Annotated in this window: 18 protein-coding genes; 10 read left to right on the top strand and 8 right to left on the bottom strand. The window is 60.5% G+C overall.

Annotation, left to right across the window (positions count from 1 at the left end; genetic code table 11):
• Nucleotide 1: 1 nt before the first annotated feature.
• Nucleotides 2–1,033 (top strand): alpha/beta hydrolase, encoded by a 1,032-nt coding sequence (locus ACOOHD_RS00615; protein ID WP_420459630.1) that lies wholly within the window; start codon nucleotides 2–4, stop codon nucleotides 1,031–1,033.
• On the opposite strand, the gene murQ is transcribed toward ACOOHD_RS00615, so the two are convergent.
• Nucleotides 992–1,789 (bottom strand): N-acetylmuramic acid 6-phosphate etherase, encoded by a 798-nt coding sequence (murQ, locus tag ACOOHD_RS00610; RefSeq protein WP_420459629.1) that lies wholly within the window; start codon nucleotides 1,787–1,789, stop codon nucleotides 992–994. The genes ACOOHD_RS00615 and murQ overlap by 42 nt on opposite strands.
• Before the next feature lie 112 nt (nucleotides 1,790–1,901).
• Nucleotides 1,902–4,133: a T9SS type A sorting domain-containing protein gene (locus ACOOHD_RS00605; RefSeq protein ID WP_420459628.1), complete on the bottom strand. Its 2,232-nt coding sequence runs from the start codon at nucleotides 4,131–4,133 to the stop codon at nucleotides 1,902–1,904.
• A 288-nt stretch (nucleotides 4,134–4,421) separates the two neighbouring features.
• Here ACOOHD_RS00605 and ACOOHD_RS00600 point away from each other — a divergent pair, with 288 nt between their 5' ends.
• The 3 genes from ACOOHD_RS00600 to ACOOHD_RS00590 are packed head-to-tail and all read left to right on the top strand — an operon-like array spanning nucleotide 4,422 to nucleotide 9,683.
• The gene (locus tag ACOOHD_RS00600; RefSeq protein ID WP_420459627.1) at nucleotides 4,422–6,239 is read left to right on the top strand and encodes a family 16 glycosylhydrolase; all 1,818 of its coding nucleotides are present in this window, start codon (nucleotides 4,422–4,424) and stop codon (nucleotides 6,237–6,239) included.
• A 27-nt stretch (nucleotides 6,240–6,266) separates the two neighbouring features.
• Complete coding sequence (locus ACOOHD_RS00595) at nucleotides 6,267–8,222, top strand: Na+/H+ antiporter NhaC family protein (protein ID WP_420459626.1); 1,956 nt, start codon at nucleotides 6,267–6,269, stop codon at nucleotides 8,220–8,222.
• Between the two features lie 21 nt (nucleotides 8,223–8,243).
• Nucleotides 8,244–9,683, top strand: coding sequence for an arylsulfatase (locus ACOOHD_RS00590; RefSeq protein WP_420459625.1), 1,440 nt, complete (start codon nucleotides 8,244–8,246; stop codon nucleotides 9,681–9,683).
• Nucleotides 9,684–9,689: 6 nt separating this feature from the next.
• Here ACOOHD_RS00590 and ACOOHD_RS00585 read toward each other — a convergent pair whose 3' ends face one another.
• The gene (locus ACOOHD_RS00585) at nucleotides 9,690–11,192 is read right to left on the bottom strand and encodes a glycosyltransferase family 39 protein (protein WP_420459624.1); all 1,503 of its coding nucleotides are present in this window, start codon (nucleotides 11,190–11,192) and stop codon (nucleotides 9,690–9,692) included.
• 44 nt (nucleotides 11,193–11,236) lie between these two features.
• On the opposite strand from ACOOHD_RS00585, the gene ACOOHD_RS00580 reads away from it, so the two are divergent.
• Both ACOOHD_RS00580 and ACOOHD_RS00575 read left to right on the top strand, forming a co-directional pair.
• Entirely contained in the window at nucleotides 11,237–11,821 is a 585-nt protein-coding gene (locus tag ACOOHD_RS00580; RefSeq protein WP_420459623.1) for an ArnT family glycosyltransferase, read from the top strand.
• Nucleotides 11,822–12,052: 231 nt separating this feature from the next.
• The gene (locus ACOOHD_RS00575; protein ID WP_420459622.1) at nucleotides 12,053–12,790 is read left to right on the top strand and encodes a hypothetical protein; all 738 of its coding nucleotides are present in this window, start codon (nucleotides 12,053–12,055) and stop codon (nucleotides 12,788–12,790) included.
• Here ACOOHD_RS00575 and ACOOHD_RS00570 read toward each other — a convergent pair.
• The 3 genes from ACOOHD_RS00570 to rsgA form a co-directional block, all read right to left on the bottom strand.
• Nucleotides 12,787–13,710, bottom strand: a complete 924-nt coding sequence (locus ACOOHD_RS00570) for a methyltransferase domain-containing protein (RefSeq protein WP_420459621.1) — start codon at nucleotides 13,708–13,710, stop codon at nucleotides 12,787–12,789. The two genes, ACOOHD_RS00575 and ACOOHD_RS00570, sit on opposite strands and share 4 nt — an antisense overlap.
• Nucleotides 13,711–13,781: 71 nt before the next feature.
• A complete protein-coding gene (locus ACOOHD_RS00565; protein WP_420459620.1) occupies nucleotides 13,782–14,744 on the bottom strand; it encodes a Fic family protein in 963 nt (320 codons plus the stop codon).
• A gap of 84 nt (nucleotides 14,745–14,828) precedes the next feature.
• Entirely contained in the window at nucleotides 14,829–15,803 is a 975-nt protein-coding gene (rsgA, locus tag ACOOHD_RS00560; RefSeq protein WP_420459619.1) for a ribosome small subunit-dependent GTPase A, read from the bottom strand.
• Between the two features lie 49 nt (nucleotides 15,804–15,852).
• On the opposite strand from rsgA, the gene ACOOHD_RS00555 reads away from it, so the two are divergent.
• The 4 genes from ACOOHD_RS00555 to ACOOHD_RS00540 all read left to right on the top strand — a co-directional run bounded on the left by ACOOHD_RS00555 (nucleotide 15,853) and on the right by ACOOHD_RS00540 (nucleotide 23,755).
• The gene (locus ACOOHD_RS00555) at nucleotides 15,853–16,344 is read left to right on the top strand and encodes an OsmC family protein (protein WP_420459618.1); all 492 of its coding nucleotides are present in this window, start codon (nucleotides 15,853–15,855) and stop codon (nucleotides 16,342–16,344) included.
• Between the two features lie 111 nt (nucleotides 16,345–16,455).
• Nucleotides 16,456–18,930, top strand: a complete 2,475-nt coding sequence (locus tag ACOOHD_RS00550; RefSeq protein ID WP_420459617.1) for a helix-turn-helix domain-containing protein — start codon at nucleotides 16,456–16,458, stop codon at nucleotides 18,928–18,930.
• Nucleotides 18,931–19,282: 352 nt separating this feature from the next.
• Entirely contained in the window at nucleotides 19,283–22,561 is a 3,279-nt protein-coding gene (gene ileS / locus ACOOHD_RS00545; protein WP_420459616.1) for an isoleucine--tRNA ligase, read from the top strand.
• A 264-nt stretch (nucleotides 22,562–22,825) separates the two neighbouring features.
• Nucleotides 22,826–23,755: a helix-turn-helix domain-containing protein gene (locus ACOOHD_RS00540; RefSeq protein WP_420459615.1), complete on the top strand. Its 930-nt coding sequence runs from the start codon at nucleotides 22,826–22,828 to the stop codon at nucleotides 23,753–23,755.
• A gap of 9 nt (nucleotides 23,756–23,764) precedes the next feature.
• Here ACOOHD_RS00540 and ACOOHD_RS00535 read toward each other — a convergent pair whose 3' ends face one another.
• Both ACOOHD_RS00535 and ACOOHD_RS00530 read right to left on the bottom strand, forming a co-directional pair.
• Nucleotides 23,765–24,103, bottom strand: coding sequence for a DUF779 domain-containing protein (locus tag ACOOHD_RS00535; protein WP_420459614.1), 339 nt, complete (start codon nucleotides 24,101–24,103; stop codon nucleotides 23,765–23,767).
• A 1-nt stretch (nucleotide 24,104) separates the two neighbouring features.
• Nucleotides 24,105–25,628 carry an aldehyde dehydrogenase family protein gene (locus ACOOHD_RS00530; RefSeq protein WP_420459613.1) on the bottom strand — a complete coding sequence of 508 codons (1,524 nt, stop codon included), beginning with the start codon at nucleotides 25,626–25,628 and terminating at the stop codon, nucleotides 24,105–24,107.
• Between the last annotated feature and the right edge of the window lie 136 nt (nucleotides 25,629–25,764).

Here is a 25,764-nt window from a genome sequence, read left to right as displayed (position 1 = left end):
TATGAAAGTGATCTACCTTGCCGCCATTCTCCTAGTTATCATCATTGCGGCCTATTTTCTGGGGCCCCGCATCGACGTACCCACCTACGCCGAAACCCTTCCCGCCGTGCCCCGTGATCTTAGTGCGCTGCAGCGCTACGTGGAAGACAAGGAAGCCAAGCACCCCACCCGCCCCGGTAACCGCGCCCGCATCGTCTGGTATGGCAACACGCCTACCGTTACCGATTATGCCTTCGTGTACCTCCACGGCTTCGCGGGTAGCTACCGCGATGGGTACCCCGTCAACGTGAACGTGCCGGAGGTATTCGGCAGCAACGTCTACCTGAGCCGCTGGGCGGGCCACGGACTCCAGGCCGCGGCTGCCCTTCAGGACTTTAGCCCCGAGGCTGCCTGGGACGATGCGCGCGAAGCGCTAGCCATCGGCAAGCGGATTGGTCGCCGCGTGGTTATCCTGTCCACTTCCACGGGTGGCACCCTGGCCTTTAAACTGGCTGCCGATTTTCCCGATGATGTACACGCCCTCATCAATATGGGCCCTAATGTAGAAGACGATCAGCCCGGTGCCTCACTGCTTATGTCGCCCTGGGGCCACGAGCTAGCTATGCTGGCCAGCTTCGGTAGTAACAAAACCATCAAGCACGAGGAGCCGACTGCCGCCCGGTATTTCGACACTATTTACCCCTCCCGTGCGCTGGTCGATCTGGAGATCCTAGTGCAGACTACCATGGCCGATGCCACCTTCCGTAAAGTGCAGTGCCCGGTACTTACCTTATTTTATTACCGGGATGCATTCGATCAGGACGAGCACGTCGAAATCGACCGTTATCCCGAAATTCACCGCCTCCTCGCCACCCCGCAGGACCAAGTGCGCCTCGACAGCCTCCCTACTCCCGGCACCCACTTCGTCGGTAGCGACATCAAATCCAAGGACTGGATGGCCGCCCAGCGCTCCATCATCGCCTTCTGCACCGAGGTGTTGGGTATGGTCCCCCTACTGCCCGTCGATCACCTGACGGACGCTACCGGCCTCTAGCAACCGCCGCCGCGCCTCCTCGTACGGCAGTCCCGTAGCCTCCACGATCATCTTCGTGCCCCGGTCCACGAGCTTGGCGTTGCTCAGCTTCATATCCACCATCCGATTATCGCGCACTCGGCCCAGGCGGATCATTACCGTGGTGGTGATCATATTCAGGACCAATTTCTGCGCAGTGCCCGATTTCATCCGCGTGCTGCCGGTCACCACCTCGGGGCCCACCACCGCCACGATGGGGTGATCGCACGCCTCGGTCACCGGTGCCCCGGGGTTACAGGTTATGCAGCCTGTGAGCAGTCCCGCAGCCCGGGCTTCTTTCAGTCCCCCGATCACGTAGGGCGTAGTCCCCGAGGCGGCAATACCGATCAGTGTATCATCCGCATTCGGGGTATGCTCGGCCAAGTCGCGCCACGCCTGTCCGGCGCTATCCTCAGCGGCCTCCACGGCCTCGCGTAGGGCCCGGTCCCCCCCGGCAATGAGACCGATTACCCATCCTGGCGGTACCCCGTAGGTGGGTGGGCACTCGCTGGCGTCCAGGACTCCGAGTCGTCCGCTGGTACCCGCTCCGATGTAAAATAGCCGGCCGCCGCGCTCCATCCGCTCCACGATCCCCTCTACTAGCAGGGTCAGGGCGGGGATGCAGTCGGCTACGGCTGGGGCTACTAACTGGTCCTGTCTATTGATCAGCGTGAGCAGCTCGTCTGCGGAGCGAGAATCGAGGTGGCGGTAAGGACCGGGTTGTTCAGTTATTCTCAAAGGGGGTGGGTTGTGGTCGTTGGAGGTCTAACATGGAGGCGGGGCCGCAGGTGCAGTGCCAAACGAGCGAAGCGAGCATCCCCACAACGCAACCACCCAATAACGCAACAACTCAATAACTAACCACCACCCGCCGCACACCCACCCCATCCCCCGCCTCCACCCGTACCACATATACACCCGCCACCAGTGTTCCTAAATCCAGGTCCAGACTACTCCGGCTACCGGCATCCTCCTGGAGCACGAGCTGGCCCACTGAGCTATACACCTTGACCGTCTGCACCCGCGACCCCGGCAGATTACGCAGCCGTACCTGTCCCGTCGTAGGATTAGGCGCGAGGGTAAACTCAACAGCAGGAAGCGAGGGACTAAACAGGCCCGTAGATAGCTCGGCCCCAAGCTCCGTAGTGTAGTAGCTCAGCCCCCCGCGCTGATTGCCGAGCACGAGATCGAGCAGCCCGTCGCCGTCAAAATCTGCCGTGGCAGGAGTAGAGAAGCCCCCGAGATCGAGACTATCAACGCTGCGGCTAAGGGGCGTGAACGCCTGGGTGTAATCCGTAAATGAATAAGCCTCCAGGATGCCGGAGCGGTTGCCGGTGAGCAGGACGAAGCGGTCGGCGTAGGTGACCACGGCCGGGGCGGGATGACCGCTACTACCGCCCGGCGTATTGGTGTTGATGCCGCCGAGTTGCTCTACGTTGCCGGGGGTGGTGAAGGAGGGGTCGAAGCGGGGGGCCCCGGTGGTGCCGAGGTTGCGGTAAAAGCGAATACGGCCGTCGAAGCCGCCTACTAGGAGATCGGTCAGTCCATCGCGATCCAGATCGGCCAGGGCGGGCTTACTAAGCTGACCGGCATCGAGGTCCATGTAACCGAACACGGGGGTGGCAAAGGCGGCCGGGCGGCCCGGGCCGGCGGTGTTTTCTAGGTAGATGAGCTGACCGCCGCGCTCGCCGATCACGGCATCGGTGTCGCCATCGCCGTCCAGGTCCCCAAAGGCCGGGGCGAAGGCGGAAGTCGAGTTGATGAACTGGCGCAGCCCCAGGTAATCATTGTCGACGACAGCGAAACTAGGGGGGCCGCCGGGGGCAGTCGTGTTACGAAGGAGGCGAAGCTGGCTGCCGAGGGTAAGGCCGTCGATGTATTCCTCGTTGTTGCCGACCACCAGATCGGGCCGTCCGTCGGCATCGTAGTCGAAGGCCGCCGGGGCCGTACCGCTGCCGTAGTCGATGCTCTGACGCACGAACTGCTGACTGTCCTGAAACACGAAATCGGGGCGGGCCTCGGTACCCACGTTGCGGTAGTACCAACCCACGTCGACGTTCTCGGCGTTGACGGTCTGGGTGGGGGCGGCAAGGAGGTCGCGCACCCCATCCTGATCGATATCGAGGTGAAAGATGGCCGGGAAGTAATCGACCTCGACGGGTACGCCGCCGCTCGGCCAGGTGGGGTCCTGGGAGGTAAAGTGGGCCTGGGTGCGGCTACCCCCATTGCGCGCCAGTACGATGTGTGCGGAGGAGATATCGCCGAGCATGATGTCCTGAAGCCCATCGCCGTCGATGTCGATGCTTAGTGTTGTGGAGCCGGCATGACGGCGCTCGATGGGATCGCTACCGCGTACGTTGCGGGCACACTCTCCGGGGGTAGCCGAAAGGGTGAGCTCGGGACTCTGCCCGGACTCGAAGAACCCCCCGTAGCAGTCGCTGGCCAGCATATAGATGAGCGTATCGGTACCGAATCCCCGCTCCACGCTCTGGTTCTGGTAGTACTCCAGGTAACCGCCGCCGACGCTGAAGGTAAGGATGTCCAGGTCGCCGTCGCCGTCCACGTCATCCACGGCCGGGTAGTCTACATCGGTCACGAAGATGGGGGTAGAGCCCCCCCCCAGGGGATACCGAAGGCCCCGGTAGGTAGGAGTCGCGGGATAGGTGAGTAGCCCATCCGCCGCCCGCTGCCCCCGGTACGCCCGAAAACCGTCGTACTCGGCCGAGTAGGCGAAGAGGTCCTGCACTCCATCCGCATCATAATCGCGCAGCAGGATCCAATGGGTGAGGTCGTTCGGAAAGCCCGTGAGGAGCTCGGGGGCCGGCAGGTAGTTGCCGCTGCCATCCCCCCGCAGGGCGAGCAGCGCATCGCCGGCCCGGTCGAAGATGACTAGGTCGCCCAGGCCATCGCCGTCGAGGTCGGCGGCATTGTACTGCGGGGCATTGAGGCCGCCGAGCCAGGCCAGGGGGAGGAGCTGATCGTCGGCACCGACTACGTTGGGGAGGGCCGGGGTGAGTCCAAGCTGGGCCGGTAGGCAATAGGTAAATACGAGGGCGAGGGCGCTGAGGGCTAGTCGGAGCATGGACGGAAGTGAGGATAGTATAAGGTACGCTGGCGGGGGGCTTAAGTTTGGGGGCGATGTGTCGGGGGGTTGCGATTTTGCGTTGTTGCGTTGTTGGGGATGCTCGCTTCGCTCGTCGGGTAGTGTCACTGCCGTGGAAGTTGCTATATTGGAAGAAATGCCTTACCCACAGTAGTCTTCTACCGTAGCAAACTTCCGCACCCGCGGCCCCGACGCCTATCACGCCTATCACGCCTCCAACAACCGCACCGCAACAACCCAACAACCCACCAACGCAACACCAAAATCATGCAACAACTCTACCCGCTCTTCTTACTTCTCCTCTCCGCATCCCTATCCGCCCAGTGCCCCGAGCTGGTGTGGTCCGACGAGTTCGACGGCAAAACCCTGAACCTCGACAACTGGAGATACGAGCTCGGCGACGGCTGCGACCGCGGCCTCTGCGGTTGGGGCAATAATGAGCTACAGACCTACCGGGAGGAAAACACCACCGTAAGCGACGGTACCCTTAAGATCACCGCCCGGCGCGAGGAGGTGGACGGCCGCTCCTACACCTCCAGTCGCCTAATCAGCCGCGGGAAGCAGGACTTTACCTACGGCCGTATGGAGGCCCGCATCAAGGTACCCGGCGGGCAGGGGACCTGGCCGGCCTTCTGGATGCTCTCGACCGACGAGGTATACGGCAGCTGGCCACAGAGTGGCGAGATCGACATCATGGAGTACGTAGGCCGCGCGCCCAACGAGGTACTGGGTACCATCCACTACGGACAGCCCTGGCCCAATAACTCCTACAACTCCAACCGCATCGAGACGGAGGAGCCGGTCGCCGATGACTTTCACGAATTTGCCGTAGAGTGGGAAGAGGACGAGATCCGCTGGTTCTTCGACGGCATCCTTTACGCTACCGAGACGCCGGCCGATCTGAACGGGCAGCGCTGGCCCTTCGATCAGGACTTCTTCTTTATTCTCAACGTAGCCATCGGGGGCAACCTCGGCGGTGCGGTCGACGATAGCATCTTTCCGGCCACCATGGAGGTGGACTACGTGCGGGTGTACGGTGGTAACCGGCCCTACATCAGCGGGGAGCGTAGCGTAGAAAATGCGGCCAACGGCGTGGAATACACCGTAGGCAATTTGGCGGAAGACACCCCCATCACCTGGACGGTACCCACGGGTGCCGCTATCGTGTCCGGACAGGGTACCCCCACCCTCACCGTCGACTGGGCCGGTAGTACCGGCGGAGCGATCAGCGCGGTGACGACCCTGGACTGCGGCACCGACACCCTGTCCCTCGACGTGAGCGTTGCAGCCCCCTACACCTTCCAGCGCAGCCTGGAGAACTTCGACGACGCGGCCGAGCTCACCTTCAACTTCGCCACCGGCATCCTCACCGAGCAGGCCAATCCGGCTCCGGACAGCCTGGTGGGTGCCACCCAGGTGGGCGAATACGTGCGTGCGGCCGGCTCCCAGTACGACGTGCTGATCTACGACGTCAGCTCCATCACCGATGCCGGTCTATTTGTCACCGGCGAGCAGCGCTTCTACATCGACCTGTACACTACCGCGCCCGTTGGCACCGAAATTCTCCTACAGCTGGAAACCGGCAGTGCCTCCGGCGAAAACTACCCCACCGGCCGCCACAGCCGCTACCAGGCTACGACCGCCGTACAGAACGGCTGGCAGCGGCTCTACCTGCCCCTGCTGGACCGGCCCGATCCCAACGCCAACGACGCGGGCGTCACCCGTCTGATCCTGCTCTTCGCCCCCAACAGCAACACCGGCGATACCTACCGCTTCGACAACCTGGACGTCTACGCAGAGGGTAGCACCGGCATTTTCACGCCGCGTACCGCCGACTTCGGGCTCACCGCCTCTCCCAATCCCGCCACCGACCAGCTACAGCTTCGTGCCGCCCTGGATTATACCGGTCCGCTGTCGATTTCACTCTTCACGGCGGAGGGACGGCTGCTGCGCACGGCTAGCTTTACGGGGCGGTCGGGCAGTACGCAAACCCTCCGGCTACCGGTGGCCGACCTAGCGCCGGGTGTTTACCTAGCCCGGGTGCAGGCCGGTAGTAAGTCGGCCACGGTGCGGTTCCTGCGGTAGCGTATCTTGGCCGGCCAAGCTCGCCGTATGCCTCCCCTTACCCACCTGACTGCTCTGCTCGTTTTTTTGCTCTTTTCTGGTCTGTCCCACGCGCAGTACAGTGGTGTCCGGGCAGCAGATGAAGGGGGCCTAATCGTAGAGGGCGCGCGCGCCGGTGCAGGGTTTAGGGTGAATGGCGATACCGTGCTCGCCAGCCCCATCGCCGGTGGCCTCCTCCTGCCCGTCGAGCCCGGTATTCAACTCATCAAGTCCGGCAAACAAACGGAGCTTTACCACCTGAGCAAGGACCCGGGGCCGGGCCGGTTGCGGCGCGTACCCCTGTGGCTGTCGATTTTACCTCCCCTGATCGCGATCGGACTGGCGCTGATATTCAAGGAGGTGATCATCTCCCTCTTTGCCGGTATCTGGGTGGGGGCCTTCATTGCCGGCGGTTTCCGCTTTGAGTTCTTTCTGGGTCTGATCAAGGCACTGCTGACGACGATCGATACCTACATCATCGACTCCCTCAACGACAGCGGCCACCTAAGCGTGCTGGTGTTCAGCCTGATGATCGGGGGCATGGTGGCCATCATTAGCCGCAACGGTGGCATGGCGGGCGTGGTGCAGCGGATGACCAAGTACGCCACGAACCCACGCCGTGGACAGTTCGTGACCTGGCTACTAGGCGTAGCGATCTTCTTCGACGACTACGCCAACACCCTAATTGTAGGTAACACCATGCGCTCGGTCACCGATCGCTTTCGCATCAGCCGGGAGAAGCTGGCCTACATTGTGGATTCTACGGCTGCCCCCGTGGCTTCGGTAGCCTTCATCACCACCTGGATCGGAGCCGAGCTCGGCTACATCGGCGATGGCATCGACCAGGTCGAGCACTTTGCCGGCACTACGCCCTACGCCGTGTTCATCGAGTCACTGAAGTACAGCTACTACCCGGTCCTCACGCTGGCCTTTATCCTCTTTCTGATCTACCAGCGGCGCGACTTCGGGGCCATGTGGGATGCCGAGGCCCGCGCCCGGAGCACCGGCATGGTCAAGCGCGTCAATGAGGAGGCCGCCGGGGGTAGCGAGCAGGAAGACCTCGACCCCATCCCCGGTGCCCCGCTTCGCGCCCGTAATGCGGCTATCCCGGTAGCCGTCGTGGTGGTTATGACCATCGTGGGCCTCATCGATACGGGTCTTGAAAACCTATCCGACGCCATGGCCGTGCCCATGACCACCAACGACTGGAGCGCCGTCTGGGGCGCCCTCGAGGGCGGCTTCTTCGGCAAACTGGGCCTGACCATCGGGGCGGCCGATAGCTACGTCGCCCTGCTCTGGGCCAGCATGAGTGGGGTGTTGGTGGCCATGGCCATGACCGTCGGCCAGCGCATCATGAATATCGAGCAGACCATCGGCTCACTCACCGCCGGCTTCAAGGCCATGTTTTCAGCGGTGATGATTCTCACCCTGGCCTGGGCCTTAGCCCTGACCACCGAAGAGCTGCACACGGCCACCTTCCTGGTAGAATTGCTGGGCGAGGCGCTTAATCCCTACTTCCTGCAACCGGTCATCTTCGTGCTGGCGGCCGTCGTAAGCTTTTCCACCGGTAGTAGCTGGAGCACGATGGCAATCCTCTACCCCATCGCCATCCCGCTGACCTGGTCGGTGGCGATGTTCTCCGGCTGGGACGAGCCGGATGCGGCCGGCCTGCTCTACAACGTGATCAGTACGGTACTGGCCGCCAGTGTGCTGGGGGATCACTGTTCGCCGATCTCCGACACGACCATCCTGAGCAGCCTGGCCTCCGACTGCAACCACATCGACCACGTGCGCACCCAGCTGCCGTATGCGCTGACGGTGGGCTCGGTGGCCATGGCCTGCGGCTTTCTCTCCACCGTGCTTGGTGGCGGCTGGACGGTGTGTCTTTCCCTTATGGCCGGCGGGCTTATATTACTATACTTTGTCGTGAAGCTGGTGGGGCGCACGATGGCCATGGATGATTGACTCGTACCCAATAACTACCGTATGCGACACCTGCTCTTCCTGCTTTGCCTTTCCACGTTGCTGTGCACCTGCGGCCCCGCCCCGGATGCCGAACAGCAGACCAGTACCGCAGCTCGGCCCCCGAATATCATCTACATCCTGGCGGACGATCTGGGCTACGGAGACCTAAGTTGTTACGGGCAGCAGCACTTCGCCACGCCTAATATCGACCGACTGGCGGCAAGCGGACTACGCTTCACTCAGCACTATAGCGGCAGTACGGTGTGCGCACCCAGTCGCTCGGCCCTGCTGACCGGCCTCCATACCGGCCATACCTACGTGCGCGGCAACCAGGAGGTGCAGCCCGAGGGACAGGTGCCCCTACCCGACAGTATTTATACCCTGGCCGAATTGCTGCACGACCGCGGCTACCGCACCGGCGCCTTCGGCAAGTGGGGACTGGGTTATCCGGGCTCGGAGGGCACCCCGCTACGGCAGGGCTTCGACCGCTTCTACGGCTACAACTGCCAGCGGCTGGCCCACCACTACTACCCCTATTTCCTGTGGGACGACGACCGGCGGGATACCCTGGGCGGGAACGCAGGTGCAAAGAAAGGACAGTATGCCCCCACCCTGATACAGAAGGAGGTACTGAACTTCGTGGAGGCTAACCGCGACGCCCCCTTCTTCCTCTACTACGCACACGTCATCCCCCACGCCGAACTGGCCGCGCCCGACAGCATAGTGGACCGCTTTGCGGGGCAGTTCGACCCCGAGACGCCCTACGCAGGTTACGACGAGGGTCCCGGGTACCGCCGGGGGGCCTATGAATCCGCCGCCCAACCGCACGCGACCTTCGCGGCTATGGTCACCGTGCTGGACCGCCACGTCGGCGAGCTCATGGACCGGCTGGATGCGCTGGGGCTGACCGAGAACACCCTCGTCATCTTTACCAGCGATAACGGTCCGCACCTGGAGGGGGGTGCCGATCCGGACTACTTCGACAGCAATGGGCCGCTGCGAGGGTACAAGCGCGATCTGTACGAGGGGGGCATCCGCGTGCCCATGATCGCCAGTATGCCGGGCACGGTGCCGGTGGGTACGAGTGATCACATGTCGGCCTTCTGGGACGTGTACCCTACCCTGGCTGAACTTACGGGAGCACCCAGCGAGCAACGCGTCGATGGCATCTCGATGCTTCCTACGCTGCGGGGGCAGGAAGAGCAGACGGAGCACGACTACCTGTACTGGGAGTTTCACGAGCAGGGCGGTCGGCAGGCCGTGCGGATGGGCCCGTGGAAGGGGGTGCGGTACGATGTGTTTGCCGATGCCGACAGCCCGCTCGAGCTTTATGACCTGCGCACGGATGTGGGGGAGACGACCGACGTGGCGGGTGAGCACCCCGAGATCGTGGCTCGGCTGGATTCGCTGATTCAGAACAGCCGGGTAGATTCGGAGCTGTTTCCCTTTGCGGCGCGGTAGCCGGGCTCACTTTAGGCGGTAGACGCGGATGTTGCCGGCTTCTAACAGTAGGCTGTCGACCCGCTCTTGCACCCCCGGCTGTTCGTCGAAGTACCGGGAGCTGGAGTAGAGGTAGGTAGCGCCGCGCTTGCGCATATCGTCGAGCCAGGCCGGCTTGAGGTTATTATTGCCGAACACGTACCCCCGCTTACGGATAAGCCAGGTGAAGATCTGCATCGAGGGATCGTTGAGCACGATCACCATGGCGTCGTCGTCGACTGCTGCCTGTAGGGCGGCCTGGTGGGTAAAGACGTCGCGGAGCTCCTCGTACCCGTAGCTAAACTTGACTTCCCAGTAGCGTTTGCGGAGCTGGTAGGCATCGAGGGGGGCACCGATGAGTATTGCCGCAACCACCGCCAGGGGAAGCCAGCGCCATAGGGTGGGAGTCCACGCTTTACTCCACTGCCAGAGCCGCTGTACCCCGGCGGTGACAGTGATGTACATCCAGGGGAGGAAGGGCAGTAGATAGTAATCGTGGACCGTACCGATGGTGTTCCACTGCAGGGCTAAAAAGAGAAAAGTGATGAACACCAGCGCCCAGATATAGGGGCGGGCAGAAAATGGTGCCGCGGTACGTCGCCCCGTATAAAAGACGCCCAGGGCGAAGGGTAGCCAGACGGCCGGCGAGAGCAGACTGTAGGGAAAGATGTCCGTAGCCTGGACGTTGAAAATACGCCAGTTGGTGGCGGTGTCCGCGGCGTTGGCGAAGATGCCGTACACCACCGGATTATTCTTCCAGCCGGGCATGACCATGGCGTACCAGCGGTAGGCGGGGTAGAGAAAGGCGAGGTGCGCCAGACCGACGCCCACCACCTGCCACCGCACCCGTCCTGACTTACTTGAAACCCAGATGTAGCGTAGGCAGAATACCAGTCCGACGATACCGAACATGGCAAAGGGAAGCTTGGCCAACGCAGCGAGTAGAAGAAAGCTACCCAGTCCGAGGAGCTGCCACGTCCTCCGATCACGAAGGTAGGCGAAGCAAAAGTAGAGGTACCAAATGCCGGCGGCCAGGGCGAGGTTATCCGGCAGGATATTGATGGTGTAGAAGTAAAAAAGGGGGGAAAACTGGAGTAAAAATGTGCCAACCAGGGCGATCGCTGCCGGAAAAGCTAGAATGCGAAGCAGCAAATAGAAGCCCAGTAGACCAAAAGCCCCAATGAGCCAAACCATGGTACGGGCGATCCAAATGTCCTCCCCCAGCGCACGTTGCACCTGTGCGATACTCCACTGCATGATGGGAAATTCATAGCGGAGTAAGTTGTTATTCGAGCCGTTGAAGTGACTGACGCGGGGGTGGGTGATGTCGTTGTCGTAGCGCACGAAGTTGCGCACGTTCCACATAGTCTGGGCCTGCCGCCAGTTGTGCCGTCCCTGCATATCGAGGGTAAACACCGAGCGGTGCAGCAGAGCACTTAGCGCCAGACTGACCAGAAAACCGAGGGCGATGAGGGAGGGGCGGCGGGGCACGGGGGTAAAGGTAATTCGTAGGCTGCGCTACCTTCCCCACTCAATTGTCTGAGTATATAGATGTCCAGGAGCTCAGTGCCAGACTTGCAGTAGCAGCGCTGCCGGGCTTGGTCAGCGTCTACCTCTTCTTCGCCCGCAGCTGTACTACCCCGGCCCTCACCCTACTGATTGTCTCCAGCTTCCTACTCCACCTGACCATGGCCGCTGCCGATCCCTTCCTGCACCCCTGGGACGAGCGCTTCCACGCCCTGGTCGCCAAGCACATGATGGCGGAGCCCTTCCGGCCGATGCTGCGGCTCGACCCCATTCTACCCTACGACCTAGAGGCCTGGTGCTGCAACCACATCTGGGTGCACAAGCAGCCGCTGTTCCTGTGGCAGATGGTGCTGTCGATGAAGGTATTCGGGGTCAGTGAGGTGGCGGTGCGGCTGCCCTCGGCGGTGATGGGGGCATTGGGTACGCTGCTGGTGTACGGGATTGGGCGGTACTGGAGCAAGAGTCGGGAGGTAGGCTTTACCGCAGCGCTCTTATTCGGCTTCTCGCGCTATCATTTGGAGCTAACTGCGGGCCGCTACAACCTGGACCATAACGATGTAGCCTTTGCGTTCTACGTCACGGCCGGTATTTAGGCGTTATCGCGCTACCTCGGTAGCGGTAGGACCTGGCGGTGGGCGCTCGGCGTCGGACTCTGCGTAGGAGCGGCGGTGCTCATCAAGTGGCTCACCGCACTGGTGGTCTTCGGAGGTTGGGGACTCCACCTGTTGCTAAGCCCAGCACGCAGCAGTTCACGTGCTTGGCTACAACTAGGCGCCGCAGGGCTAGTCACGCTGGCAGTCTTCCTCCCCTGGCAACTCTACATCATGCACACTTTTCCGGCGGAGAGCGCTGCGATGTACGCCCACAACCGCCGGCACATCTTCGAAGCGCTAGACGGCCACTTCGGGGGTGGCTGGTACCACCTGTTACAGCTGCCCCTACTTTACGAACGCCTTCTGATCGCCTTTGCCCTACCCGGCGCGGTGCTGCTCTGGCGGGACCGGAGGAGCGTTCGGCCACTTACCATTGCGTACTTCGCCATGATCCTGGTTATCTATGGTTTTTTCACCGCCGTAGCCACCATGATGCCTGCCTTCACCTACCCGGTGCACGCCCTAGTGTGGACGCTGATCGGCTATGGGCTTTACCGCTGCGCCAGCTGGCTGAGCGGCCAATTCTCAGTAAGGCCAACCACTATGCTCACCGGTCTGCTGATCGCCAGCGGACTGTACAGCCTGGGCATGCCCTACCTGCTCGCCTACCGTTCCGCCGACAATGCTGAGCGTAACGATAGAATCCACAACGCTACCGTGCTGCGTGACTTAGATACTGCGCGCTACGGCAAGCGAATCATCATCAACCTACCCCCGTACGAGGACGTAGCGCTCATGTTCTACCACGACATGAACGCCTACTCGGGAGTGCCCGAGCGCGCCCGGTTCGATAGCTTAGTCCGGGCAGGTCATACGTTTGCGGCCTATACTGGTCACGATGCCGCTCCGCTACCTGACTACGTCAGTCAAAACAATACGGTCGTACTAATCGACCAGCACCTCCGCTAGCTGATGATGGAGCCGTGGCTGATCGCCAGCTCCGCCGTGGTATAGCCACGATACTGCTCCGCTACCGGCACCGTGGCCAGTGCACCTGCGTCCCCGCCCACTACCTCTTCCTCCCGAATCGGAATGCCCAGTTCCTGGTACATAGCTACGTAATCGCGCCAGCGCAGGCGGTTCTGGGGTTGGATGCTATTGTCGATGGCCGCCCACTGCCGCTCGGTGAAGCGTAGGAAGTTATAAATGGTGATGCCGGGGTCCAGATGGGCAAAGTGGTCGCTCAGGTCGATGAAGTGACTCATCACCCCGCCGGGCTTCAGTACCCGCTTGAACTCGCGCAGGATATCGCGCAAGGTCGGGGCGTAGATGTGCTCGAAGGTGTTGTTGGAGCAGATGAAGTCGAAGGTCCGGTCGGCGGCGTCGAGCCGGGTGGCGTCCATGATGCGGGCCTCGGTGCGGATGGCAGCGTGGAGGGTGGCTACGGTGTGGTTTTCTGGTTGCTCCGCGACGGCGCGTAGGTCGGCCAGACGCTGCGAATCGACTTTCTCCAGGTACTCCTTGAGCTGCCCCTTATCGTGGTAATCGAGTATGCGGCGGATGGCCGTGAGCTGCCGCTCCTTACTGGTCCAGTCGCGGATGTCGATGGTCACGATGCGGTCGAAGCCAGCCAGGTGCAGCAGGGTGGGCACGATGGGGTACCAGCCGGTGCCTAGCTCCAGGACGGTGGCCGCGGCCGGGGGAACGGTACAGTACTTTTGGTAGTAACGGATGTGATCGCGTGCCGCGGCCAGTTTGTAGCCGAAATGGGTATCGTCGAGGTCCACGCCGCGGGTGACGTGCTTCTGGAAAAAGAAATTGATGTCCTCCTTGTAGGGTAGGAAGGAGATTGCTTTTTGGACGGCGGCCTTTAGGATCCAGTTGGGCACGGGGTTAAGGGTTAAGGAGTTAAGGGGTAAGGGGGTTAAGGAGTTAAGGGGAGCGAGGCAGGCGCGACTGATCAGGCAAACCTGTACGTTGCATCGGCCTGATCACCGGACTTAATCAATCGGTCTTGGTCGACCCCCTTACGTAAGTCACGGGTGGCGGTAGCCGGAGAGATGGCTTTGTGAAACTGCTGGTATTGTTTACGGGTGAAGGTAGCGGTACCTATGATTTCTCGGTAAGCCACTAGGCGATCGCTGGGTGTAAGCTGTATGTTGTCGGTCTGCAGTTGTTGGGTGAGGGCTTCCTGCATGGCGGCCAGCATATACACGATAAAGGGATTGGAATTACCTACAGACTGGCTATGGCTCAGCGCACCGTAGTATCCCTGTTGCCGGCTATGCACGATGGTCTCCAGGGGTACATACTGTAGCGTGGGGTACTTCTCCTTTAGCAGGACGGTCTGCCATAAGCGCCCCATCCGGCCATTGCCATCCGAGAAGGGGTGGATGAACTCGAACTCGTAGTGGAACACGCAGCTTTTTAGTACCGTATCTTCCGGGTAGTTTACTACGTAATCGAACAGCTCGCCCATCAGCCGGGGCACCTGCCGGGCCGGGGGGGCAATGTGGATTACCCGGTCGCCGTCTACTACGCCGACTCCGCTATTGCGGTACCGTCCCGCATCGTCGATTAGTGCTTGCATCAGCATGCCGTGTGCGCCCAGGAGATCGTCCTCGTCCGTAGATTTTAAGTCCCCTACACTATCGTATACGTCGATGGCATTTTTTACCTCCTGAATATCCCGGGGCGGACCCAGTACCGGCTTGCCCTCCAGGATAGCCGTCACTTGCTGTTGGGTAAGGCGATTGCCTTCAATGGCTAAACTGGAGTGTAGTGATTTGATCTTATTCTCTCTCCGCAGACGCAAGTTGCCGGCCAGCAACTGGTATCCCTCTAGCTGGCCGATGAGGCGAATCACCTCTCCAAGCGCTAGCTGGATTTCTGACGTGAGGGAGTAGGGTGGCTTATATGGCATGATCTAATCGTATGATTAGATCACAAGGTAGCTATTTGGGTGTAGCGGCAGCTCTACCCACCGCGCAGCGATGGTCTACCCCCCCTACACCTTCCTCCGCTCCCAGTAATTCTGCGCCTCCACCTCCTCCAAAATCTGCAAATACGAGTAATAGCGCAGGTCCGTAACCCGGTCATCCCCCTCCTCGACAGATTCCTTGACCGCGCAGCCCGGTTCATCCTTATGCAGGCAGGAGCCACCGAAACGACACTCCTCGCTCAGTGCAAAAATCTCGCGAAAATTGTGGGCCACGTCCTGCGGCTTCAGGTAGTTGAAGCCCAGGGTCTTGATGCCGGGGGTGTCGATGAGCTCGCCGCCGAAGCTAAGCTGGAACAACTCGGCAAAGGTGGTGGTATGCTGCCCCTTTCCCGTATAGCCGCTGAGCTCGCCGGTGCGCAGATCAAGACCGGGCTCTACGGCGTTGACGAGGGTGCTCTTGCCGACGCCGCTCTGCCCGCTTAGCAGGTTGCGTTTATTTTTCAAGAGGTCGCGCAACTCCTCAATACCCTGTCCGGTGGTGGCGCTGACGAGGAGCACGGTGTAGCCGATGTCGGTGTACAGGTCGTGGATGACCTGGTAGGTCTCCAGCTCGTCTTCCTCGTACAAGTCGGCCTTGTTGACCACGATCACGGTGGGGATGCCGAAGGGCTCGGTCATCAACAGGAAGCGGTCGATGAAGCCCAGCTTCACCCCCGGGTCGATGATGGTGGTGATGCACACGGCCTGGTCGACGTTGCTGGCGATGAGGTGGAGGTCGTGCTTGCGGCGCGGACTCTGACGTACGACGTAGTTCGTCCGGTCGGCAATGCCGCGGATGGCCCCGGTTTCGGCGTCGTTGTTGGTCTCCACCTCCACGGTCACGCGGTCGCCGACGGCGATGGGGTTGGTGAGGTTCAGCTCGTCGAGGCGGAACTTACCGGCCACGCGGCAGCGCAGTTCGTGGGCCCCCTCGGGCGTTTCCTCGTCGAGCAGCACGTTGTACCAGCTGCCGGTAGATTTGATGACGGTTCCTTCGATCATAGACGTACCATAGTACAGCCCTAATGCACCGATGTGCTATTTTGGTTGCATGAACCGCCAACACCACTACGCTACCCTCACCCGGTGGACCGGCAACCACGGCTCCGGCACCCTCGACTACCGGGCCTACTCCCGCAATCACGTGATATCCAGTAATGGGAAAGAGGCAGAGATTCCCGGCTCCAGCGATCCGGCCTTCCGTGGCGACCGGTCTCGCTATAATCCAGAGGAGCTCTTCCTCTCTAGCATATCGGCCTGCCACATGCTCTGGTACCTGCACCTAGCCGCCGTCAACGACATCGTGGTGCTAGAATACGAGGACCACGCCGAAGGCACCATGGAAGAAGACGCTAGCGGGGCGGGGTCCTTTTCTTCCGTCACGCTCAATCCAAACGTAGTCATTGCGGGGACGCAGGTGCAACGCGCGCGGGATCTGCACAACGAGGCGGGCAAAAAATGCTTTATCGCCAATTCCGTAAAGGTGCCCATCACCTACGCCGGCTCAGTTAGCACCTTAGCATCAAGCCTACCGCCGATATAAGTAGCAACCCCTTAATCGATTATAAACGTATAAATTCGCAAGTATTCGTTTACATGACCACTAGCCGCTCCCCACCGCCCTTACTTGCCGCCAACTAAACCATATCTAGCGATGGAACGCAACGAACAGCTGGAGCTCGCCCACCAGTATGTGAGCCAGACCGACCGTCACGTCTTTCTCACGGGAAAGGCGGGAACCGGTAAGACGACCTTTTTATACCGAGTGCGCCGCGAGGTGAGCAAACGGACGATCGTCGTAGCCCCCACCGGTGTGGCGGCCATCAATGCGAAGGGGGTGACGATACACAGCCAGTTTCAGTTGCCCTTCGGTGTGCTGACGCCCGACCGCATCGAGGCCGAACTGCGTACCCACCGGCTGAGTCGCCAGAAGGCCGACGTGTTGCGGAGTCTCGACCTGCTCATCATCGACGAGATCAGCATGGTGCGCGCCGACGTGCTCGATGCCATCGGGGCCGTACTGCGCAAATACCGCCGTACGGACCAGCCCTTCGGTGGCGTACAACTGCTCATGATCGGCGACCTCCACCAACTCCCACCCGTGGTGCGCGATAACGACTGGAATCAGCTGCGCGAGCACTACCGCACGGCCTACTTCTTCGGGAGCCGGGAACTGGTCGATGCCGGGGTGCGTACCATCCAGCTCACACATATCTACCGGCAGTCGGACGCCGACTTTATCCACCTCCTCAACCAGGTACGCAACAACCGGCTCGACGCCGCCAGTCTCCGCCACCTCAACTCCCGGTACCGCGGCCCCGAGTTCCAGCCACCCGCGGAAGAGGACTACATCACCCTCACCTCCCATAACCGCACGGCCAACCAGATCAACGACCGCCAGCTGGGCACGCTCACCGCCCCACTCCACGCCTTCAAAGCCGTGATATCGGGCACCTTTCCGGAGTCAATGTATCCCAACGACGCCGAGCTAAGCTTCCGGATCGGAGCGCAGGTGATGTTCAACAAGAACGACACGGTCGAGCAGCTTTACTACAACGGGAAGATCGGCCGCATCACCGCCATCGACGGTAAGGAAATTACGGTCCTCTGTCCCGGGGGAGAGCCCATCGTAGTCACCCCAGTAGAATGGGAGAACCGCAAGTACGAGCTCAACAAGACTACTAAGGACGTTACCGACGAGGTCATCGGCACCTATGAGCAGCACCCCCTGCGGCTGGCCTGGGCCATCACGATCCACAAGAGTCAGGGACTGACCTTCGAGCGGGTCATCATCGACGCCGCCGCCGCCTTTGCCCACGGACAGGTATACGTAGCGTTGAGTCGCTGCAAAACCTTTGAGGGCATCGTACTGCGCAGCCGTATCGGCGACGGTAGCGTGAAGACGGATACGGTGGTACGCGACTACTCCACCCGCGCCGAAGCGGAGGCACCCACCGCGACTGACCTACGCCAGGACCAGCGGCAGTTCCAGCTTAACTGCCTACAGGAGCTATTCGACTTCGCGGGTTTCGACCGCCAGCTCGCCTACCTGGAGCGGGTGCTGTTCGAGCACGAAACGGCCATTCAGGGAGAGGCGCTAGGTGAGGTGCGTTCGCTACGCAGTGAATTACAAAAAGGGGTCCTAAAGCCCGCCCGTGGCTTCACCCGCCAGCTACCCACCTATGCCCGGGCCGCCGAACTCCCCGCCGAGAATGCGGACCTCACCGATCGCTTAAAGAAAGCCAGCGCCTACTTCCGCCCCCGTCTCGAAAAAGCCTACGCCCGGTTGGGTGCCCTCCCCTTCATGTCCGACAACCGCAAGGTCTACGATACCGTCACCGACCGCCTTAAAGATGTCGCCCTCACCGGCCTCACCAAGCTCCGTACGCTAGGTAGTCTGGAGCAAGGCTTCACCCCTGACCGCTACCTACGCGCCCGCGCTGACGCCCAGATCGAGTTTGAGCAGAAGGGCAAAGCCACCGCCAAACAGCCGAAACAAGCCCCAGTTACCACCACCAGCCACCCCGTGCTCTACCAGGAGCTACACAAATGGCGACAGCAGGAGGCCGCCGAGCAGGGAATCGCCCCCTACCGCATCCTCCACAACTCCGTCCTGCTCGGACTTGCCGAAGCCCTACCCGGCGATGAAAGGGCGCTACTCACCGTAAGGGGTTTCGGCAAAAAATCTGTCGATTCCTACGGCAATGACCTCCTCGAGCTCATCGAGGACTACTGTAACATCGAGGGCGTGGAGCCAAATCTGGGTCGCAAACAACCCAACCTGCTCCCTACCCCACCACCGCCGCCACCCCCTGCACCGAGTAGCACGAGACAAGTAACCCTAGCTGCCTTCCGCCGCGGACTCACCATTCCCGAAATCGCCAAAGAACGCGGCTTCACCGAGGGCACCATCCATACCCACCTCGCATACTGGGTCGCCCAGGGCAAACTGACCGTAAAGGAGATTGTCAACCCCGCGCGCCTAGAAGCGATCACCGACTACCTAGCTACCCATGAGATCACCGGCTTCAAGCAGGTCTACGACCACTTCGACCAGACCTACACCTACGGAGAAATCCGCCTAGCCGCCACCACCCTCCCCTCCCCCGCCCCACGCCCAACCGCGTAGCGGTTCCCCTGACCTAACCCAGGGCGCTAGCCTTGGGCTAGCAGCGGCGCCCCGCCGCTGCGCGAAAAAAAAAGAGGCAACAAGTTGCCTCCCAATAACCCCAAAAAACCAAATGAAAACTATTTCTTACCGGACCCTGCCGTAATTAATACCGCGATGCCGGGCTCGTAAGATACATTAAATGTAATCTTTAGTACGCAAACGTGCAAATTTATTTTTCAACGGTCGTCGCACCTGCCCCCGATAGCTATCGGGGCGCCCCCCTGAAACTATGGGCCAGCCTGGGTCGTTACCGGCCACGGGCCTTGCAGCTTTCCTATTTTGCGCCCCGCCCGCTCATCCCCCTTCCGCCATGTACCAGGAATACAAGACCCTCGACCTACCCGCTATCGACCGAGACATCCTCGCCTTCTGGGCCGAGCAGGACATCTTCCGGCGTAGCATCGAGGAGCGGCCGGCCGGTAATTCGTTCGTATTCTACGAAGGTCCCCCCAGTGCCAACGGACAGCCAGGCATCCACCACGTGATGGCCCGAACGATCAAGGATATGTTCTGCCGCTTCCAGACCCTGAAGGGCAAGCGCGTGGAGCGCAAGGGCGGCTGGGACACCCACGGCCTACCCATCGAACTCAAGGTGGAGTCCGAACTCGGCATCACCAAGGAGGATATCGGCACCAAGATCAGCGTGGATGATTACAACCGCGCCTGCCGCGAGACCGTCATGCGCTACAAGGACGTCTGGGACGACATCACCCGCAAAATGGGTTACTGGGTCGACCTGGAAAATCCCTACATCACCTACGAGCGGGAGTACATGGAGTCCGTCTGGTGGCTCCTCAAGCAGATCTATGACAAGGGCCTGATCTACAAGGGCTACACCATTCAGCCCTACAGCCCCGCCGCCGGTACCGGACTGAGTAGTCACGAGCTTAATATGCCGGGGGCGTATCAGGACGTGACGGATACTACGGTGGTGGCAATGTTTAAGTTGGAAGGAGTTAAGGAGTTAGGGGGTGAAGGGGTTAAGGAGTCGCTGTTTTTACTTGCTTGGACTACTACTCCCTGGACCTTACCGAGTAACACGGCGCTCACTGTAGGTCCCGCCATCGACTATGTGCGGGTCAAGACCAAGAACCCCTACACCGAGGAGCCCATCGAGGTCGTACTGGCCGAGGCGCTGGTCGATAAATGGTTTGGTGGCAACAATCAGCCGGAGGTAGAGGAGCAGAGTAAGTCCTTTAAGGGGTCGGAATTAGTAGGATTGCGCTACGAGCAACTACTGCCGGGGGCTACGCCTACGGATGGGGATGCCTTTCGGGTCATCCCGGGCGACTTCGTGACCACCGAGGCCGGCACCGGTATCGTGCATACGGCCCCCAGCTTCGGTGCAGACGATATGCTGGTCGGCAAGCTCAACGGCATCGGCTCGCTCACGCTAGTGGATAAGACGGGCAAATTTACTGAGGAAGCCGGCCCCTTCGCCGGGCGCTACGTCAAGGACTACAAGGACGAGGAGGGATACTTCGACGTCAACATCGACATCGCCGTCCACCTGAAGAAAGCCGGTCGGGCCTTCAACGTAGCCAAGTACAGCCACTCCTACCCCCACTGCTGGCGCACCGATAAACCCGTGCTCTACTACCCCCTTGATAGCTGGTTCATCAAGGCCAGCGCGGTGAAGGAGCGGATGCAGGAGCTCAATAAGACCATCAACTGGCAGCCGGCTAGCACCGGGGAGGGCCGCTTCGGCAAGTGGCTGGAGAATCTGCAGGACTGGAACCTCAGCCGCAGCCGCTACTGGGGTATCCCGCTGCCAATCTGGCGTAGTGAGGACGGGGAGGAGGAAGTCTGCATCGGCTCCCTAGCCGAGATGGAGGAGCTCGTACAGGTCGCCAACCGCGAGCTAGGCCTCGACCAGCAGGTACCCCAGGATCTCCACCGCCCCTACATCGACGAGGTGGTGCTGTGGCAGAACGGCAAGGAGCTGCGCCGCGAGCTCGACCTGATCGATGTGTGGTTTGATTCGGGGAGTATGCCCTATGCACAGCTGCACTATCCCTTCGAGAACAGGGAAACCTTCACCCATTCCTTCCCAGCCGACTTCATCGCCGAAGGCGTAGACCAAACGCGGGGCTGGTTCTATACTCTACACGCCATCGCCACCATGGTCTTCGACTCGGTGGCGTACAAAAACGTCGTTTCGAACGGACTGGTCCTGGACAAGGACGGCAAAAAGATGTCCAAACGACTCGGCAACGCCGTCGACCCCTTCACCACCATCGATACCTTCGGCGCCGACGCCACGCGCTGGTACATGATCGGCAACAGCGACCCCTGGGACAACCTCAAGTTCGACCTCGAGGGCATCAAGGAGGTGCAGCGCCGCTTCTTCGGTACCCTCTACAACACCTACGGCTTTTTCGCGCTTTACGCCAATATCGATAATTACACCGTACCCCAGGGGGGCGGGGTCCCGATAGCTATCGGGAGTGCCAGGGAACTCGAGCTAGCCGAGATCGACCGCTGGGTGCTAAGCCGACTCGAGAGCCTCACCCAACAGGTCGACGAGCTGTTCTCCGCCTACGATGCCACCCCGGCCATCCGGGCCATCGACGGCTTCGTCAACGACGAGCTCAGCAACTGGTACGTACGGCAGAGCCGGCGGCGGTTCTGGCGGGGGGAGATGACGGCGGATAAGCGGGCGGCTTACTATACGCTGCATACCTGTCTGCTGCGGGTGAGTCAACTGATGGCTCCAGTGGCACCGTTTTTCGCCGATTGGCTGTACCGTAATCTCTCGCAGTCCCTCGATCCCTCCGTCCCTCAGTCCCTTCCTCCTTCCGTCCACCTCACCCTCCTTGCACCCGCGGACCCCGCCCGCATCGACACCGATCTGGAGCAGCGTATGGCCTACGCCCAGCGTATCTCCTCCCTAGTGCTGAGCTTGCGCAAGCGGGAGAAACTTCGGGTGCGGCAGCCGCTACAGAAGGTGCTGATTCCCGCCCTGAGTGATGAGTTTCGCCGGCAGGTGGCCGAGGTAGCCCACATCATCAAAGCCGAGACTAACATCAAGGAGGTGGAGTTTTTGACCGACGATGACTTTCTGAAGAAGTCCGTAAAGGCTAACTTCAAGGTGCTCGGTAAGCGACTCGGTAAGCAAATGAAGGCGGCAGCTAAGGCGATCTCAGCCATGAGTAGTGAGGCGATCAATGAGCTGGAAGCCACCGGCAGCTATACCTTAGATTTAGAGGGTGAATCAGTCCGTGTCACCACCGACGAGGTAGAGGTCGTCACCGAAGACATTCCCGGCTGGAAGGTGGCTACCGACGGCGAACTGACCGTGGCCCTCGATGTAAACGTCACCCCGGAGCTGGCCCGCGAGGGACTGGCCCGCGAGTTGGTGAGTCGCATTCAGAACTTGCGCAAAGAGCGTGGATTCGGGGTGACCGACCGCATCGGGGTAAGGTACCGCGGTTCCGGGTCAGTGACCGCCGCGGTGGCCGCCCACCACATCTACATCGCCGAAGAAATCCTGGCTGATCAGTTAACCGAATCCGACCGTCCTGACGACGGCACGGAAATAGAATTAGCCGGAGAGACGATGTGGATTAGTGTCTGGGTGCTGGACTAGGGGACAAAAAAAAGCCGGATGATATAGGTATCGTCCGGCTAAGGCAACGTTTTAGAGACTACGTATTGACACAAGATCTTTTAGGGTAAGGCTAGGACCACATCTTATTTATTACCATTCATAAAGGTAGGGAGCGGGGCAGGTAGGGGTATTGCACTATTCTACAAAGCGATTGAAGAATGTTCCAGCTTTGGATAGTTGCGATTAATCCCCTATCTTCTGGTCACTTAGCAGTTGATTTAACCGTCTTTCTACACCTACCCCATGTTAAGAATCGACCACCTGCGGGACCGTCCCCTCTACACGATTGTGGAAAATCGCACCCTCTACGGTTTTCCTTCGATGGAGCTTAATCTATTCGAGACCTATGAGCCATGCCGCGTGCAGGGCATTCGCTTTGAGCACTCCATACTTGCCAGTATGGTCCGGGGTAGAAAGACGGTCGATCTGCGCGACCAACCCAGTTTTGCCTTTCTGCCCGGCGAGTCGATACTTCTGCCCGGCAATGAGGTGATGGATCTAGACCTTCCCGATGCCACCGAGCGCAGCCCCATCAAGTGCCTGGCCCTGGAGATTGATGGCCGAGAATTCCAACTCGCCGCCCAACTGCTTAATGAGACTCGGCGACGCACCGATGGTGAGGAATGGGCGCCCTCCACCGACCCCTTCCACTTCGTGCAGCGGCCGGAGATCAATCATCTGCTCCAGCGCCTCACCTATCTCTGTACGGAAAACCACCCCTCCAAGGAATTATTCGTATCAATGCTGCTCCGGGAGCTTCTCGTTCGGCTACTCGATGCGGAGAGTAAATCCCGCTCACTGCTAGAGGCGGAGCTCAACGCCACGCAATATCCCCTTAGCGCGGTGATTACCTACATACGAAAAAACCTCGACCATAAGCTTTCCGTCAAGCAGCTAAGTAAACTCGCCTATATGAGTGAGTCAGCCTTCTACCAGGCCTTCCGTACCGAACTGGGCCGCACACCGGTGGAATTCATCAACGACGAACGGATGGCCCTGGCCGCTCACCTACTGCTCGATCCCCGCCAGAACATCCGTGAGGTAGCCATGCGCTGCGGCTTCAACAGCGTGAGTTATTTCTGCCGCATCTTCCGCGAGCACCACGGGACCAGCCCCGGAGCCTACCAGCTCGAGCGCGCCTATCCCGCTAATCCCCAGAGTCTTTCCGCCTAGTTCCCCGCGCTAACGGTCGGCCTCCACCAACAACCGCGAGTCAATTACAAACCGCAGCCCCAGGGGCACCTCCGCCGAAAAGCTCGCCCCCCGGCCCTCGGTCACACCAAGCGTCAGGTGCGTATGCTTCCAGTACTCGTACTGAAACTTCGACATGTAAAAGGGGCAACCGTGAATCTCACCCAGTAATACATCATTATCGTCGATGTAAAACTCCCCCTCCGGAAAGCACATCGGCGAGCTCCCGTCGCAGCAGCCCCCACTCTGGTGAAAGATGAGGGGGCCGTGCTGCGCGCGGAGTTTATCGATGATGGCGCGGGCGTCATTCGTAATATCCACCTTTGCCATCCTAGAAGAAGCCTAACTTATCCTTGCTGTAGTTGATGAGCATGTTCTTGGTCTGCCGGTAGTGGTCGAGCATCATCTTGTGGTTCTCGCGGCCGATGCCCGACTTCTTGTACCCGCCGAACGGAGCGTGGGCCGGATAATCGTGGTAGCAGTTCACCCACACCCGACCGGCCTTGATGGCGCGCGGGATGCGGTAGAGCTGGTGAGCATCGCGAGTCCACACGCCAGCACCCAGCCCGTAGAGCGTATCGTTGGCGATCTCGATGGCCTCGGCCTCGTCCTTGAAGGTGGTCACGCAGAGCACCGGACCGAAGATCTCCTCCTGGAACACCCGCATCTTGTTGTTCCCCTCCAGCACGGTGGGCTGAATGTAGAAGCCCTCGCCAAGTCCGTCGACGTAGGCCGGCTCGCCCCCGGTGAGCACTTTACAGCCCTCTTCCTTACCGATCTTGATGTACTTGAGGATCTTCTCGTACTGGTCGTTGCTGGCCTGGGCCCCCATCATGGTCGAGGGGTCCAGCGGATGGCCCATCTTGATCGCCTCCACCCGCTCGATGAAGCGCTCCATGAACTTATCGTAGATCGATTCCTGCACCAGCAGTCTACTCGGACAGGTACACACCTCGCCCTGATTCAGCGCGAACATGGCCGCCCCCTCCAGGCACTTATCGAAGAAGGCATCGTCGGCCTCCATTACCGATTCCATGAACACGTTCGGACTCTTACCGCCTAGCTCCAGGGTTACCGGGATGATGTTCTTACTGGCATACTGCATGATCAACTGCCCGGTCGTTGTCTCGCCGGTGAAGGCGATCTTGTTGATGTCCGGATGACTGGCCAGCGGCTTACCGGCCTCCACGCCAAATCCATTAATGATGTTGAGTACGCCGGCGGGTAGTAGGTCCTCGATCAGCTCCATCAGCAGCAGGATGCCCACGGGCGTCTGCTCGGCGGGCTTGAGTACCACGCAGTTACCGGCGGCCAGCGCGGGAGCTAGTTTCCAGGCGGCCATCAGGATCGGGAAGTTCCAGGGGATGATCTGTCCCACCACGCCCAGCGGCTCCCAGACGTTCATCGACACGGTGTCGCTATTGAGCTCGGCCACTCCACCCTCCTCGGCGCGGATCACTCCGGCAAAGTAGCGGAAGTGATCGACGGCCAGCGGCATGTCGGCGGCACGGGTCTCGCGTAGGGCCTTACCGTTGTCCCAGGTCTCGGAGCGGGCCAGCACCTCGAGGTTATCCTCCATCACCTGGGCGATCTTGAGCAGGATGTTGCTCCGCTCGGTGGCCGAGCTATTATTCCACTGCGGGGCGGCTTTCCAGGCGGCTGCTACGGCCTTGTCCACGTCCTCCTTGGTTGAGCGCGGTATGCGAGTAAAGCTTTTACCATCTACGGGCGAGACGTTATCGAAGTATTCCCCGTTCGTCGGTGGCGTCCATTCTCCTCCAATGTAATTCTCGTACTGGTCTTTGAACTTCGGCTTGGCTAGGGTGTCGGCGCTTCTGGTGGCGGTGGTGCTCATGGGTTGGTTGTTGAGATTGCGTTGTTGGGTTGTTGAGTTGTTGCGGTGCGGGTGGCAATGCGGGGCAGGCGGGGCAGGCGGGGCAGGTGTGGCATGCGCCATGGGGGCGGGGCCGCAGGTGCGATGGACGCCGTGG

The sequence above is a fragment of the Neolewinella sp. genome, from assembly GCF_965214665.1.
In the GTDB taxonomy this organism is placed as follows: domain Bacteria; phylum Bacteroidota; class Bacteroidia; order Chitinophagales; family Saprospiraceae; genus Neolewinella.
The sequence above is the reverse complement of the archived record's forward strand: the minus strand, read 5'-3'. Positions and strand labels throughout refer to the sequence as shown.

Bases quoted from the DNA above. Each gene is read 5' to 3' on its own strand.
- ACOOHD_RS00595 (WP_420459626.1), top strand. From the start codon at position 6,267: ATGCCTCCCCTTACCCACCTGACTGCTCTGCTCGTTTTTTTGCTCTTT.
- ileS (WP_420459616.1), top strand. From the start codon at position 19,283: ATGTACCAGGAATACAAGACCCTCGACCTACCCGCTATCGACCGAGAC.
- ACOOHD_RS00605 (WP_420459628.1), bottom strand. From the start codon at position 4,133: ATGCTCCGACTAGCCCTCAGCGCCCTCGCCCTCGTATTTACCTATTGC.
- ACOOHD_RS00530 (WP_420459613.1), bottom strand. From the start codon at position 25,628: ATGAGCACCACCGCCACCAGAAGCGCCGACACCCTAGCCAAGCCGAAG.
- ACOOHD_RS00535 (WP_420459614.1), bottom strand. From the start codon at position 24,103: ATGGCAAAGGTGGATATTACGAATGACGCCCGCGCCATCATCGATAAA.
- ACOOHD_RS00550 (WP_420459617.1), top strand. From the start codon at position 16,456: ATGGAACGCAACGAACAGCTGGAGCTCGCCCACCAGTATGTGAGCCAG.
- ACOOHD_RS00555 (WP_420459618.1), top strand. From the start codon at position 15,853: ATGAACCGCCAACACCACTACGCTACCCTCACCCGGTGGACCGGCAAC.
- ACOOHD_RS00540 (WP_420459615.1), top strand. From the start codon at position 22,826: ATGTTAAGAATCGACCACCTGCGGGACCGTCCCCTCTACACGATTGTG.
- ACOOHD_RS00590 (WP_420459625.1), top strand. From the start codon at position 8,244: ATGCGACACCTGCTCTTCCTGCTTTGCCTTTCCACGTTGCTGTGCACC.
- ACOOHD_RS00615 (WP_420459630.1), top strand. From the start codon at position 2: ATGAAAGTGATCTACCTTGCCGCCATTCTCCTAGTTATCATCATTGCG.
- rsgA (WP_420459619.1), bottom strand. From the start codon at position 15,803: ATGATCGAAGGAACCGTCATCAAATCTACCGGCAGCTGGTACAACGTG.
- ACOOHD_RS00575 (WP_420459622.1), top strand. From the start codon at position 12,053: ATGCACACTTTTCCGGCGGAGAGCGCTGCGATGTACGCCCACAACCGC.
- ACOOHD_RS00565 (WP_420459620.1), bottom strand. From the start codon at position 14,744: ATGCCATATAAGCCACCCTACTCCCTCACGTCAGAAATCCAGCTAGCG.
- ACOOHD_RS00600 (WP_420459627.1), top strand. From the start codon at position 4,422: ATGCAACAACTCTACCCGCTCTTCTTACTTCTCCTCTCCGCATCCCTA.